This is a genomic window from Ruminococcus sp. Marseille-P328, from assembly GCF_964249465.1.
GTDB classification, from domain to species: Bacteria; Bacillota; Clostridia; order Lachnospirales; family Lachnospiraceae; genus Blautia_A; species Blautia_A faecis.
In genome coordinates this window covers 127,791-142,357 of record NZ_CAXUBQ010000003.1, presented here as the reverse complement: position 1 = coordinate 142,357, position 14,567 = coordinate 127,791, and the positions used below count along the sequence as shown (strand labels likewise).

The window sequence follows — 14,567 nt, the reverse complement described above, 5'->3', positions numbered from 1 at the left end:
TAGCCTATGGAGAGCATACTTGACGCGATTAACGAATGGATAAAAGAAATCCTTATCGGCGCGATAAACGGTAATCTGTCAACGATGTTCGGGGACGTAAACGAAAAAGTAGGCACCATTGCAGCGGAGGTAGGCAAGACCCCACAGGGGTGGAACGCGAACATTTTCAACATGATACAAAATCTGTCGGAAAATGTGATTGTACCCATTGCGGGGCTTGTCATTACCTATGTCCTCTGTTATGAGCTTATCAGCATGGTAACGGAAAAAAACAATATGCACGACGTTGACACGTTCATGTTCTTTAAGTGGTTTTTCAAAGCCTTTGTTGCCGTTTTCTTGGTAACGCACACCTTTGATATTACTATGGCGGTGTTTGATATGGCGCAGCATATTGTGTCCGGCGCGGCGGGGGTAATCGGCGGCGATACGAATATCGACGTAACCGAAGCCCTTGCCGCCATGCAGGAGGGACTAAAAGATATGGAAATCCCCGAACTACTGTTACTTGTCATGGAAACGAGCCTTGTAAGCCTTTGTATGAAAATCATGTCCGTACTGATAACCGTTATCCTCTACGGCAGAATGATTGAGATATACGCCTACTGTTCCGTTTCCCCTATCCCTTTTGCCACCATGACAAACCGGGAATGGGGACAGATTGGGAACAACTACCTAAAGGGGCTGTTTGCACTTGGTTTTCAAGGCTTCCTCATTATGATATGCGTCGGCATTTATGCGGTTTTGGTAGGCGAAATGGTCTTAGCGGACAACCTGCACAGCGCGATTTTTTCCCTTGCAGCCTATACCGTTATCCTCTGTTTCTCCCTGTTCAAATCCGGCGCACTGGCAAAATCTATATTCAACGCCCACTAAGGGCAGAAAGGAGGTTTTTTCTTGGCGTATGTACCTGTACCCAAAGACTTATCCAAAGTCAAAACAAAAGTCGCTTTCAATCTGACAAAGCGGCAAATCCTTTGTTTTTCAGTGGCACTTCTTATGGGACTGCCACTTTTCTTTTTGTTCAAAGACAGCGCAGGGACGAGCCTTGCGGCAATGGCAATGATTGTCGTCATGCTTCCCTGCTTTTTGGTTGCCATGTATGAAAAGCATGGGCAGCCCCTTGAAGTGGTTGTAAAGAACATCATTCAGACAAAATTGACCCGCCCCAAAGTGCGACCGTATCAGACGGAAAACCTGTATGCACTCTTGGAGAAACAGCGGGCATTAGAAAAGGAGGTATCAGCGATTGTCAAAAGGACAGACAAAAAAGACGCGGGAAGCCGCAGGAAACAGGCGTAAGCTGACCCGCGCGGAAAAGAAACAGATAGCGGCGGTTATCCGGCAGGCAAAGGGGGACGGCAAAGCCCACACCGCACAGCAGACCATTCCCTACCTTGCCATGTACCCGGACGGTATCTGCAAAGTGGCACAGCGGAAATATTCAAAGAGCATTGCCTTTGAGGACATCAACTATCAGCTTGCACAGGCAGACGATAAGACCGCCATTTTTGAAAACTGGTGCGATTTTCTCAACTACTTTGACGCAAGCGTGAACGTGCAGCTTTCTTTCATCAATCAAGGCTCACAGCAGGAACAGGCAGCGCTGGCAATCCATATCCCGCTGCAAAATGACGATTTTAACTCTATCCGCACTGAGTATTCCGATATGCTGAAATCGCAGCTTGCCAAAGGGAACAACGGGCTTGTCAAGCATAAGTACATCACATTTTCCATTGAAGCGGACAATCCGGCGGCAGCAAGGGCGCGGCTTTCCCGTATTGAAACAGACGTACTCAATAATTTTAAGGTGCTTGGGGTATCGGCGCACCCCTTATCCGGCTATGAACGCCTAAAGGTGCTGCATGGGGTATTCCACCCGGCAGGCGAGCCGTTCTCATTCTCTTATGACTGGCTGACCCCGACGGGGCTTACCACAAAGGACTTTATCGCCCCGTCCTCTTTCAAGTTCGGGGAGGGACGCTACTTTGCTATGGGGAAAAAGACGGGGGCGGTATCGTTCCTTGAAATCCTTGCCCCGGAGTTAAACGACCGTATCTTAGCGGATATGTTGGACTTGGAAACAGGCGTTATTGTCAATCTCCACATTAAAAGTATCGACCAGTCGGAAGCAATCAAGACCATTAAGCGCAAAATCACTGACCTTGACAAGATGAAGATTGAGGAACAGAAAAAAGCGGTTAGAAGCGGTTACGATATGGATATAATCCCGTCCGACCTTGCCACCTTTGGAAATGAAGCAAAGAACCTGTTGCAGGATTTACAGAGCCGCAACGAGCGAATGTTTCTTCTCACGTTCCTTGTGGTAAACATGACAGACACGAAGCGGAAACTGGAAAATGACATTTTCGCGGCGGCGGGCATTGCACAGAAATACAACTGCGCCCTGACCCGTCTTGACTATCAGCAGGAAGCGGGGCTGATGTCCTCTATCCCTTTGGGGGAGAACCTTATCCCGATACAACGTGGACTTACCACATCAAGCACCGCTATTTTTATCCCGTTCATCACGCAGGAGCTATTTCAGACCGGGTCTGCCCTGTATTATGGGCTGAACGCTTTAAGCAACAACATGATACTCTGCGACCGCAAGCAGCTTAAAAACCCGAATGGGCTTATCTTGGGAACACCGGGCAGCGGAAAATCCTTTGCGGCAAAGCGGGAAATCACAAACGCCTTTCTCATTACTGACGATGATATTTTTATCTGCGACCCGGAAGCCGAGTATTTTGCCCTTGTCAAGCGGCTTGGCGGGCAAGTGATACGCTTATCCCCGACCGGGAAAGGCATGGACGGCAAGCCCCAGTATGTGAACCCTATGGATATGAACCTTAATTACAGCGAGGACGACAGCCCCCTTGCACTGAAAAGTGATTTTATCCTGTCCCTCTGCGAGCTTGTCATTGGCGGCAAGGAGGGCTTGCAGCCCGTTGATAAGACCGTCATTGACCGCGCCGTAAGGAATGTGTACCGGGACTACCTTGCTGACCCCGACCCGGCAAAAATGCCTATCTTGGGCGACCTTTACGACGAGCTGTTAAAACAGCCGGAGCCGGAAGCTGCCCGCATTGCAGCGGCATTGGAGCTGTATGTTTCCGGCAGTCTTAACGTATTCAACCACAGAACGAATGTGGAGCTTTCTAACCGCCTTGTCTGCTTTGACATTAAGCAGCTTGGGAAGCAGCTCAAAAAGTTAGGTATGCTCATTGTGCAAGACCAGATATGGAACCGCGTTACCATTAACCGGGCAGAAAAGAAATCTACCCGCTACTATATGGACGAATTTCACTTGCTCTTAAAAGAGGAACAGACCGCCGCTTACAGTGTGGAGATTTGGAAGCGTTTTAGAAAATGGGGAGGCATACCCACAGCTATCACGCAGAACATTAAGGACTTGCTTGCTTCCCGCGAGGTGGAAAATATCTTTGAAAACTCTGATTTTGTCCTCATGCTCAATCAGGCACAGGGCGACCGGGCTATCCTTGCAAAGCAGTTAAATATCAGCCCACAGCAGATGAAGTATGTAACCCACACCGAAGCAGGCGAGGGACTTATCTTTTATGGGAATGTGGTGCTTCCCTTTGTAGACCATTTCCCGAAAGATACCGAGCTTTACCGCATTATGACGACGAAGCCGGAGGAAGTGAGCAGCCTATGAAACAGTTAAAACCACGCGATAAAATCACGCAGAAAATGACCCGCGACGGTGCGGTGGAAATCAATGAAACACAGCAGACTGCCGAGCGTATCAGCAGCCGGGAAGCAGACAGCGACTTTTCACAGCCGGACACCGCTACCGCAGAGCGTGTCATGGAACACCTTGACGCAGCCCATACCCGAAAGGCAAGCAAAAAGGCAGTCAAGAAAGCACAGGAAGCGGCTGTTTTGCGTACTTCCACCTCACGCTTGCAGTTTACCGACGAGGAACGGGAAACGCCAAAACTGCAACCCTACATCAAAAAATCGGAAAAAGCAGCCGACAAACTGGACGCAGCAAAGGCAGCTCTCCCGAAGCAGAAGAAACTTGTAAAAGAGCGCACCTTTGAGGAAACCGCCGGAAAGGCAAAGACCCGTTTACGCTTTGAAGAACAGGAAAAGCCGATACCCGGCGGCAAAGCCCACAGTAACCCGTTATCCCACCCCGCGCAGGAAGCGGGTATTTTTGTTCACAACAAAATCCATAGCGTCGAGAAAGATAATTCCGGTGTGGAGGGCGCGCACAAATCGGAGGAACTTGCCGAGCGCGGCGCAAGGTACGGGACAAGAAAATTAAAACAGGGCTACCGCAGCCATAAGCTGAAACCCTACCGGGAAGCGGCAAAGGCAGAACAGGCAGCGTTTAAGGCAAACGTCAATTTTCAGTATCACAAAGCCTTGCAGGAGAACCCGCAGCTTACAAGCAATCCCTTTTCACGGTTCATGCAGAAACAGAAAATCAAACGCCAGTATGCAAAAACCGTAAAGAAAAGCGGCGCAGCCACCGCCAAAGCTGCCGCCGGAGCGTCCCAAACAGCAGCAAAGAAAGCGGCTGCCTTTGCAGGACGACACCCGGCAGGCGTGATAATCGCTATCGCCGCGCTGCTTCTGTTCATCATGGTATCCGTAGGGCTTTCCTCTTGTGGGGCAATGTTTTCCGGCAGCATGAACAGCGTGTTAGGGACTTCCTACACGTCCGAGGACAGCGACCTTGTGGCAACGGAACAGAGCTATGCTGCAATGGAAAATGAGCTGCAACAGGAAATTGACAATATCGAAAGCACCCACAGCGGCTATGATGAATACCGCTATGACCTTGATACTATCGGGCATAACCCCCACGAATTAGCGTCGTACTTGACTGCCCTTTTGCAGAGTTACACCCCGCAGAGCGCACAGGCAGAGCTAAAACGGCTGTTCGGCTTACAGTACACCTTGACGCTGACGGAAGAAATCGAGATACGCACCACCACCGACGAGGAGGGCAACGAGGAAGAATACGAATACCGTATCTTAAATGTGAAACTGACAAACAAGCCGATTGCTTCCCTTGCGGAAGAACTGCTGAACCCACAGCAGTTTGAAATGTTCAAGGTGTACTTACAGACACAGGGCAACAAACCGTTGATTTTTGGCGGCGGCTCTCCCGACGGAAGCCCGTCCGAGGATTTAAGCGGCGTGGAGTTTGTAAACGGCACACGTCCCGGAAACCCGGAGCTTATGGAGCTTGCAAAACAGCAGGTCGGAAACGTGGGCGGCTACCCTTACTGGTCTTGGTACGGCTTTAACAGCCGCGTGGAATGGTGCGCCTGCTTTGTGTCATGGTGCTACAATCAAGCCGGAAAAAGCGAACCCCGCTTTGCGGGCTGCGAATGGCAGGGCGTTCCTTGGTTCCAGTCAAGGGGACAATGGGGCGCACGCGGCTATGAGAATATCGCACCGGGCGACGCTATCTTTTTCGACTGGGATTTAGACGGCGTTGCCGACCATGTGGGGCTTGTGCTTGGCAGGGACGGAAGCCGCGTCTATACCGTTGAGGGCAATTCCGGCGACGCCTGCAAGATTAAAAGCTATGACCTCAACTATCAATGTATCAAAGGCTACGGGCTGATGAACTGGTAAGCAGCCCCGAAAAGAAAGGAGAATTTATTTTATGGCAAACAACAAAATCGACCGTATCAATAAGGAAATCGCAAAGACCCGCGAGAAAATCACAGAGTATCAGAACAAGTTAAAAGGACTGGAAGCGCAGAAAACCGAAGCGGAAAACCTTGAAATCGTGCAGCTTGTACGCGCTATGCGACTTACCCCGCAGGAATTAAATGCTATGCTGTCCGGCGGCGGTATTCCCGGCATGAACGCCGCACCCGCTACCGAAGCGGCAGACTACGAAGAACAGGAGGACAATGCAGATGAAAAATAAACTCAAACAGACCATGACTGCCCTTTGTGCCGCCCTTATCCTTATGGGCGGTTTTTCTGTCCCTGCCTATGCACAGGGAACAGCCGCAGAGCCACCCACAGAGGACGCGACCAACGACAGCAATGTAGTGGTGGAAGAACCGGAAACGCCGCCCCTTACCCCAAAGGGCAACGCAACACTGGTGGACGATTTCGGCGGCAATAAGCAGCTTATCACTGTTACCACCAAAGGCGGCAACTACTTTTATATCCTCATTGACCGGGCAGCCGAGGGGGAACAGACCGTACATTTCCTTAATCAAGTGGACGAAGCCGACCTTATGGCACTGACCGAAACCGGGGAAGCCACGAAAAAGCCGGAAGTCTGCAACTGTACGGAAAAATGCGAAGTCGGAAAGGTAAATACGTCCTGCCCGGTATGTGCAACTACTCTGACAGGCTGCACAGGCAAGGAACCCACGCCAACACCCACCGAGCAGCCGGAAGAACCCAAAGAAAAAGACGGCAATCCCGGCGCGGTGCTTGCCTTAGTCCTCTTTGTGCTGCTTGGTGGCGGCGCGGCGTTCTACTACTTTAAGTTTGTAAAACCGAAGCATAACGTGAAAGGAAGCACCGACCTTGAAGATTTTGACTTTGAGGATTACGACGAGGACGAGCCGGAAGCAGATACCGGGGAAGTTTCCAAAGAGGAAGAAACGGAGGACGAGGAAGTATGACCCTGTTTACCGACAATCCCTTTGAAAAGATGATGATACAGAAGCCGGACTATGGCAAACGGGAAAAATCCCCGCCGGAGCTTTCTTCCCCACGCTGCGCGGGCTGCCCTTACAAGGGGCAGTCCCCTTGTGTGGGGTACTGTATGAGAAAACTGGAAAACAAACGACAGACCGAACGATAAAAGGAGGAATTATCATTGATTTTAGTTATCGCAGAAAAGCCCAGTGTGGCACAGACAATCGCTGCCGTACTTGGGGCAAAGGAAAAGAAAGACGGATTTCTCACAGGAAGCGGCTATATCGTTTCTTGGTGCGTGGGACATTTGGTAGGGCTTTCCGAAGCTGCCGCCTACGGGGAGCAGTATAAAAAGTGGAGCTATGACAGCTTACCGATTTTGCCGCAGGAATGGAAGTACACCGTTGCTTCTGACAAGGAAAAGCAATTCAAGACCTTAAAGGAACTTATGCACCGGGCAGACGTTTCCGAAGTCGTCAATGCCTGCGACGCGGGGCGCGAGGGAGAACTCATTTTCCGTTTTGTCTACGAAGTTGCCGGGTGCAGGAAGCCCACGCGCCGCTTGTGGATTTCCTCAATGGAAGAAGCTGCTATCAAAGAGGGCTTTTCTCATCTGAAGAACGGCGAAGCATACGACGCGCTCTTTGCTTCCGCATTATGCAGGGCAAAGGCTGACTGGCTAATCGGTATCAACGCCACCCGTCTTTTTTCTGTCCTTTACAACCATACCTTGAATGTGGGACGCGTACAGACCCCGACCTTAAAAATGCTTGTTGACCGGGACGCGGCGATTACCACGTTCAAGAAAGAAAAATACTATCATGTGCGCCTGTCCTTATCCGGCGCGGAAGCTGCAAGCGAAAAACTGTCTGACCGTTCCGAAGCTGACAGGCTGAAAGCTGCTTGTGAAGCGTCAAAAGCAGTCTGTACTTCCCTTGTGAAAGAGAAAAAGACCGCAGCCCCGCCGAAGCTCTTTGACCTTACTTCTTTGCAGAGGGAAGCAAACCGCCTGTTCGGATATACCGCAAAGCAGACCCTTGACCTTGCACAAGCCCTGTATGAAAAGCGTTTGCTTACTTATCCGAGAACCGACAGCGCATTTCTGACCGACGACATGGGCGACACAGCGGCGGGCATTATCAAGCTGCTTTGTGGGAAATTTTCTTTTATGGCGGGCATGGACTTTGCGCCGGAGCTTGCAAAAGTGCTGAACAGTAAAAAGGTATCAGACCACCATGCCATTATCCCGACTATGGAGCTTGCAAAGACCGACCTTGCCGCGCTGCCGGAAAGCGAAAGGAATATCCTTACCCTTGCCGGGGCGCGTCTGCTCATGGCGACCGCCGCAGTACATACCTTTGAAGCGGTTACGGCTACATTTGAATGTGCCGGACAGTCCTTTACCGCAAAGGGAAAAACAGTGCTGTACGACGGTTGGAAAGAGATTGACCGCCGTTACCGGGCAGCCTTAAAGAACAAGCCCGAAACGGACGACGCAGACAGCGACACAGAAAAGACCCTGCCGCCATTTACCGAGGGACAGACCTTTGAAAATCCGGCGGCAACGGTAACGGAACATGACACAACACCGCCAAAACCTCACAACGAAGCGTCGCTGCTCTCTGCTATGGAGCACGCCGGAAGCGAGGACACCGACCCGGACGCAGAACGCAAAGGGCTTGGAACTCCCGCCACCCGCGCCGCCGTCATTGAAAAACTGGTAAAGGGCGGTTTTGTGGAGCGAAAAGGCAAGCAGCTACTTCCCACAAAGGACGGTATCAACCTTGTGTGCGTCCTGCCGGACACCTTGACAAGCCCGCAGCTTACCGCAGAATGGGAAAACAATCTGACACAGATTGCAAAAGGCAAGGCAGACCCCGCCGCATTTATGGAGGGTATTGAGAATATGGCGCGGGAACTGGTAAAGACGTACCCGTTTCTTTCTGATGATAAAGCGCAGATGTTCAAGCCGGAACGGGAAGCGTTGGGAAGCTGCCCCCGCTGCGGTTCTCCTGTCTATGAGGGCAAGAAGAATTACTATTGCAGCAATAAGGAATGTATCTTTACCATGTGGAAAAATGACCGTTTCTTTGAAGAACGAAAAGTAACCTTTACCCCGAAGATTGCCGCCGCGCTCTTACAATCCGGCAAGGTAAATGTGAAAAAGCTCTATTCCCCAAAGACGGGCAAGACCTACGACGGAACTATCGTATTGGCTGATACGGGCGGGAAATATGTCAACTACCGGGTGGAGCTTCCGAAGAAAAAATAACTGAATAGCAAGCATAGGAAAAGAGTACCCTTTTCCGTAAAATTCCTGCTTTCTCTACCGAGAACGGCGGGGATTTTTGCTTGTTGGGAAGTTTCCCAAACCCTCTGAAATCTTGAAAAAATATCTAAACTCTTTGGCAAAAACGCGGGCGCGGGGTACTGAATGATGAAACTGGAAAGCGCAGCGTCCGCGCTGCCTTTGGGAAAGGAGGTTACACATGGCAAATTTACGGGACACCGTAAAAGACTATCAAGAAGAATTAAGGGACGGTATCGCTTGGGTGGCGTTTTGGAAAACGGGACGTTCTTGGAACGCGGAATATTTCCACCTTGAAATGGGCGATATTCTCTACCCGGAGGACAGAAGCCGCATGGAAGAAATCAAACAGGCTGACCCTGCCGCCGTTGTGGTAAACGGCTATTATTCCGGCTATCTTGGCGAGGACAGGAACCTTGACGAACTGACCGCCGGGGTGCGCCGCCACTACGAAAACGGATATAGCAATATCGGGGAATTTATCGAAGCCCACGACGACAGGCTGCCGCCGGAGCTTATCGAGGAAGCAAGAGCCGCCGCCCACGCTGCGGGGCTGCCTTTTTCTGAAAAAGCCTACCGGGGCGGCGAAGAACCCGACCCCTATCTATTTGACGGGAGCATGAGCATGGAGGACTACGAGCTTATGCACCGCATGATTGAGAAAGAAAGGAGTGAGCGCATGGAAGAAACGATTTTAAGCGGGTATCTTTCTAATCTTGGAAAGTACACCGAGGGCAGACCTGCGGGCGAATGGGTATCATTCCCCACAACTGCTGAACATTTGAAAGAAGTCTTTGACCGTATCGGGATAGACGGCAAAAACTACGGGGAGCTGCACATCACAGAATATCAGTCCTCTATTCCGGGACTGGCAGGGAAATTGACCGAGCTTGAAAGCCTTGACGAACTGAACTATTTGGGCGAGCTTTTGAAAATGCAGTTTGACGACGACCGGGAAAAATTTGCTGCGGCTATCACATACGGCGACCATACAAGGGACTTGCAGGACATTATAAACCTTGCACAAAATCTTGACTGTTACTGGATTTATCCGTCCGTAAAAACCGAGGAAGATTACGGGCATTATCTGATTGAAGAACTGGACGAGTTGGAGCTGCCGGAAGAAGCAAAAAACTATTTTCTCTATGAGGAATACGGGCGGGACGCTGCTATCAATGACGGGGGCAGATTTACCGAGCAGGGATATATCTACAACAACCGCAACACCTTTACACAGTGGTATGACGGACGGGACGTGCCGGAGGAATATCGGGTAACACCGCAGCCGCCAGTACAGGAAAAGGAACAGGCAGACCTTGACGCTGCCGCAGCCATACCGACCACTGCCACAGAGCAGCCCCCGGTTCTCCCGATTATCCTATCTTCCGAAAAGCCCGCCAACAAAATGAAAGAGATTACCGACCGACTGGAACAGGGCATTTTGGGGATTTATGAAAGCGACCGTTACGCCGACTATCTGCGTACTATGTCTAAATTCCATGATTACAGCCTAAACAATACAATCCTTATCGCCATGCAGGGCGGCAACCTTGTAAAAGGCTATAAACAATGGGAAAAGGAATTTGACCGCCATGTAAAGCCGGGGGAAAAAGCTATCAAGATAATTGCGCCCGCGCCCTTTACCGTTAAGAAACAGGTGGAAAAAATCGACCCGGACACGCAAAAGCCTGTTTTCGATAAGAACGGGAAAGCCGTTACCGAGGAAAAGGAAATCCAAATCCCCGCCTTTCGTGTGGTATCTGTTTTTGACGTGTCGCAGACCGAGGGTAAGGAGTTGCCCGACCTTGGGATAAAGGAGCTTACGGGCGACGTGGAACAGTATCAGGATTTTTTCGCTGCCCTTGAAAAAACTTCCCCCTTTGCTATGGGATTTGAAGCACTAAGCGGCAGTATAAAAGGACGCTGCAATTATGAGGAAAAGTGTATTCTCATCAACGAGGGCATGGACGAATTGGAGAATATCAAGACCGCTATCCATGAAATTGCCCATGCGACACTCCATGACATAGACAAAGACGCGCCGGAACGTCCCGACCGCCGCACCCGCGAGGTACAGGCAGAAAGCGTCGCCTATGCCGTTTGCCAACACTACGGGCTTGATACGTCGGACTATTCCTTTGGATATATCGCCGGGTGGAGCAGCGGAAAAGAACTTGCAGAACTGAAAGGCTCTCTTGAAACAATCCGCAGCACCGCCGCAAGTCTGATTGATACCATAGACGGACATTTTGCAGAAATCCAAAAGGCACAGGATAAGGAACAGACCACCGAACAGGCACAGACCCCACAGGAAGCTACCATACAGCCCGAAGCAGAAGCAGCCGCGCCGGAGCTTCCCGAAGAAACAGCCCCGGTACAGGAAAAAGAAGCACAGACCGAGCCGGAAGCTGATACAGGCGCAAGCAGCGAAGCACCACAGCCGGAACAAGCTGCACCCGCCGCACCTTATTACACAATCAACGAAGCTGCCGCCAAACGTGCAAAGGACGCAAACAGTTTTTCCGATTATAAGCAAGGCAGCGCGACGGCTGAATACAGGCACTATGTAGATGAAGCCGTACAGCTTGCAGAAAGGCAGAAACAGCGGGTAGACCCGATGTACCATGAGAAAATCGACAGCCTGCTTGACACCTACGCCCGGAAACTGGCGGCGAACATGAACAAAGGCTATGAGATTGACGCGCGTGTTCCCTCTATCCTCATTGCGGGCGGCTCTAACTTCCCCACAAGGAAGAAAGAAAAGCAGAACGCAGCCCGCGACAGCAATTACCGGGAATGGCAGGACATACAAGGACTTCTTGATAAAATCCGCAGTACCGGCATGGGCGGTATCAGTGCAGACGACCCGCAGGCAGTACAGAAGTTAGAAAAGAAACTGGAAAGCCTTGAAAAATCACAGGAAACCATGAAAGCCGTAAACGCCTATTACCGTAAGCACAAGACCCTTGACGGCTGCCCGCATTTGTTGCCGGAACAGCTTGAAAAATTAAAAGCGGACATGGCGAGCAGTTGGCATTTGGGGGACAAGCCCTTTGCGACTTGGGCGTTATCCAACAACAGCGCGGAAATCCGGCGCGTGAAAGACCGTATCAAATCCCTTTCACAGCAAAAAGAAATCGGTTTTGTGGGTTGGGAATTCGACGGCGGCAAGGTGGAAGCAAACACCGAAGCGAACCGTCTGCAAATCTTCTTTGAGGATAAGCCGGACGAAGCTACGCGGGAAGCCTTAAAAAGCAACGGCTTCCGTTGGTCGCCAAAAGCCGGGGCATGGCAGCGGCAGCTTACCAGTAACGCCTATTATGCGGCTGATTATGTCAAGGCGATTGCACCTCTTACCGGGGAAAAGCCTACCGAGTTACAGCGGGCGCATATCCGGGCGCAAAAGGTAGCTGCACAGGAACAATTCGCACAAGGGCAGCCGGAGCAGGAAGCCCCACAGGATAAAGACACCTTTTCCATTTATCAGATAAAAGGTGGGGACGAAACAAGGGACTTGCGTTTTGAGCCTTACGACCGTCTGATTGCCGCCGGACACCGGGTAGACGCGAAAAACTATACACTTGTCTATTCCGCACCTCTTACGCCGGGGACTTCCCTTGAAGATATTTACACCCGCTTTAATATCGACCACCCGAAAGATTTTAAGGGACACAGCCTTTCCGTTTCCGACGTGGTGGTACTTCATCAGAACGGACAGGACACCGCCCACTATGTAGACAGCTTCGGTTATAAGGACGTGCCGGAGTTTTTGCAGCCGGAAAATTATCTGAAAGCTGCCGAACAGACCACCGAGCAGAATTACAACATGATTGACGGGCAGATAAACAACACCCCGACCGCTACGGAACTGGAAGAAAAAGCAAAAGCCGGAGGACAGATTTCCCTTGCAGAATACGCCGAAGCCCTCAAAGCAGAAAAGAAACAGGCAGAGCCGGAGAAAAAGTCCTCTATCCGGGCGCAGCTTAAAGCAGCGAAAGAACAGGCACCGAAGAAACAGGCAAGACAGAAAACACAGGATTTGGAAAGGAGCTGACCTATGAAGTTACAAAAATTTGAAAATGTGGACGTTATTGCTTCCCTTGAAGCCATAATGAAACAGAACACCGCTTTTTATCAGAGCGATTTTGACATAGACAAACAGATTTTGCGGAAAGCGGCGGTAAGCCTTATCCCGGAGGACAAACGGCTTTTGTGGTTTTCCCGCCCGTCCGGGACGTGCTGCTTCCGGGAACGGGACGTTTTTCTAAAGGACACAAGGCAGCATAATACATGGCGGTTTTACGGGGAACAGACCCGCGATACTATCCTTGCCTATGCGGTGGAACTGACAGGCACAGAGCAGGAAAAAATCAAGGGCAATCTTTATGAACTGGATTATTTGCAGCATTTCCGGGAAGTAATCGAAAAATCAATCCCTGCCGACAACTACACGCTGATTTATGAGCATGGGGAGCTGACAAAGCCTGCCGGACAATATTTTGACGGGGACACTGACCCGCAACTTGGAAAGTTTATACGTTTTGAAGCACAGCCAAACGACCCGGAAGCCTTAAAAAGCCTTTTGAGGGAACAGCAGAAAAAACGAACACCTCATACGCAGAGGGATTTTCAGTTACATATCGCCGCCCTGCATGATAGACAGATTGAAATAGAAGCCCGCCGGATTGTGGAAAATGTAAAAGGGCTTGGAGAACCGGACAGCCCCGAAAAGACCCATTGTGCGGTAGAACTTTCTCCCTACTTTGTTCCACTGGCAACGGATAAGGATATGGAACGGCTGCTTTCCATGCTCCCTTACAAAAGCCTTTCCTTATCTACGTTGGAGGGCAGGCATGGCGTTTATGCGCTGATAGATAAAAGCGAGAGGAAGAAAGAGATGAAACAGTCCCCTCCCTCTGTCCGGGCGCAGTTACAAACAGAAAAATCCCCAAAAGTCCCGAAAAAGACAGCAAAATCAAAACATCACGAATTGGAGGTATGAGCATGATTAGACTGACCGTTGAAGAAATGAACCTGTTGAGTATTTACCATGAGGGAAGCAAAGCACAGCTTATGGAAAATATGACGGCTGCGCTGCCGTTCATGGACGAGGATATGCGCCCCTTTGCAGAACGCACCTTACAGAAAATTTCCCCGCTAACAGAAAACGAGTATGCGGAGCTTGCCATTTTCGCCGCTGATGAAGTATGACCGGGGGTAAGCGGCTTACGCCGCCACAGAGCCGAAAAGTCAACAGCCTTGTAAAAAAGGAGTGCTGCAACTGCGAGCGCGGACACTGTATCTTACTGGACGACGGGGAGGAATGTGTCTGCCCGCAGCTCATTTCCTGTTCGCTTTTATGCAAGTGGTTTCAAATTGCCGTACTTCCTCTTGATAAGCTACTGTATGCAGAGCTTTTCAAGACAGAGGACAAAAAGCGTTGTACCGAGTGCGGCACGTTCTTTGTATCAAAATCGAACAGCGTCAAATACTGCCCGGACTGCCGGAAGCGGATTACCCGCAGACAGGCAGCCGAGCGCATGAGGAAACGGCGTGCGGCGGTTACGCGATAAGGGCAAAAAAAGCCTTGATTTACAGGGCATAAATG

General features: G+C 50.6%; 12 protein-coding genes. All 12 read left to right on the top strand.

Going from position 1 to position 14,567, the window contains the following annotated elements; all coding sequences use genetic code 11:
* Positions 1-6 precede the first annotated feature (6 nt).
* The 12 genes from ACESTK_RS03525 (at position 7) to ACESTK_RS03470 (ending at position 14,532) form a co-directional block, all read left to right on the top strand.
* Positions 7-876, top strand: coding sequence for a VirB6/TrbL-like conjugal transfer protein, CD1112 family (locus ACESTK_RS03525; RefSeq protein WP_015529210.1), 870 nt, complete (start codon positions 7-9; stop codon positions 874-876).
* Between the two features lie 21 nt (positions 877-897).
* Entirely contained in the window at positions 898-1,302 is a 405-nt protein-coding gene (locus ACESTK_RS03520) for a PrgI family protein (RefSeq protein WP_035394369.1), read from the top strand.
* Complete coding sequence (locus ACESTK_RS03515) at positions 1,250-3,679, top strand: VirB4-like conjugal transfer ATPase, CD1110 family (protein WP_054344400.1); 2,430 nt, start codon at positions 1,250-1,252, stop codon at positions 3,677-3,679. Before ACESTK_RS03520 ends, ACESTK_RS03515 begins: the two co-directional genes overlap by 53 nt.
* Positions 3,676-5,619, top strand: a complete 1,944-nt coding sequence (locus ACESTK_RS03510) for a CHAP domain-containing protein (RefSeq protein ID WP_373118698.1) — start codon at positions 3,676-3,678, stop codon at positions 5,617-5,619. The genes ACESTK_RS03515 and ACESTK_RS03510 overlap by 4 nt, the downstream gene beginning before the upstream one ends.
* Before the next feature lie 31 nt (positions 5,620-5,650).
* Positions 5,651-5,920 (top strand): DUF4315 family protein, encoded by a 270-nt coding sequence (locus tag ACESTK_RS03505; protein WP_005933780.1) that lies wholly within the window; start codon positions 5,651-5,653, stop codon positions 5,918-5,920.
* Positions 5,910-6,635 (top strand): DUF4366 domain-containing protein, encoded by a 726-nt coding sequence (locus tag ACESTK_RS03500; protein ID WP_015529207.1) that lies wholly within the window; start codon positions 5,910-5,912, stop codon positions 6,633-6,635. The genes ACESTK_RS03505 and ACESTK_RS03500 overlap by 11 nt, the downstream gene beginning before the upstream one ends.
* Entirely contained in the window at positions 6,632-6,817 is a 186-nt protein-coding gene (locus ACESTK_RS03495; RefSeq protein WP_015529206.1) for a hypothetical protein, read from the top strand. Before ACESTK_RS03500 ends, ACESTK_RS03495 begins: the two co-directional genes overlap by 4 nt.
* 15 nt (positions 6,818-6,832) lie before the next feature.
* Positions 6,833-8,923 carry a DNA topoisomerase 3 gene (locus ACESTK_RS03490; RefSeq protein ID WP_054344402.1) on the top strand — a complete coding sequence of 697 codons (2,091 nt, stop codon included), beginning with the start codon at positions 6,833-6,835 and terminating at the stop codon, positions 8,921-8,923.
* A 217-nt stretch (positions 8,924-9,140) separates the two neighbouring features.
* Entirely contained in the window at positions 9,141-13,013 is a 3,873-nt protein-coding gene (locus ACESTK_RS03485; protein ID WP_118427417.1) for an antirestriction protein ArdA, read from the top strand.
* Between the two features lie 3 nt (positions 13,014-13,016).
* Entirely contained in the window at positions 13,017-13,961 is a 945-nt protein-coding gene (locus tag ACESTK_RS03480) for a hypothetical protein (RefSeq protein ID WP_015529204.1), read from the top strand.
* A gap of 2 nt (positions 13,962-13,963) precedes the next feature.
* On the top strand, positions 13,964-14,170 hold the full coding sequence (locus ACESTK_RS03475; protein ID WP_015529203.1) for a transposon-transfer assisting family protein: 207 nt from the start codon (positions 13,964-13,966) through the stop codon (positions 14,168-14,170).
* The gene (locus ACESTK_RS03470) at positions 14,167-14,532 is read left to right on the top strand and encodes a cysteine-rich VLP domain-containing protein (RefSeq protein WP_005933796.1); all 366 of its coding nucleotides are present in this window, start codon (positions 14,167-14,169) and stop codon (positions 14,530-14,532) included. Before ACESTK_RS03475 ends, ACESTK_RS03470 begins: the two co-directional genes overlap by 4 nt.
* Positions 14,533-14,567: the final 35 nt, after the last annotated feature.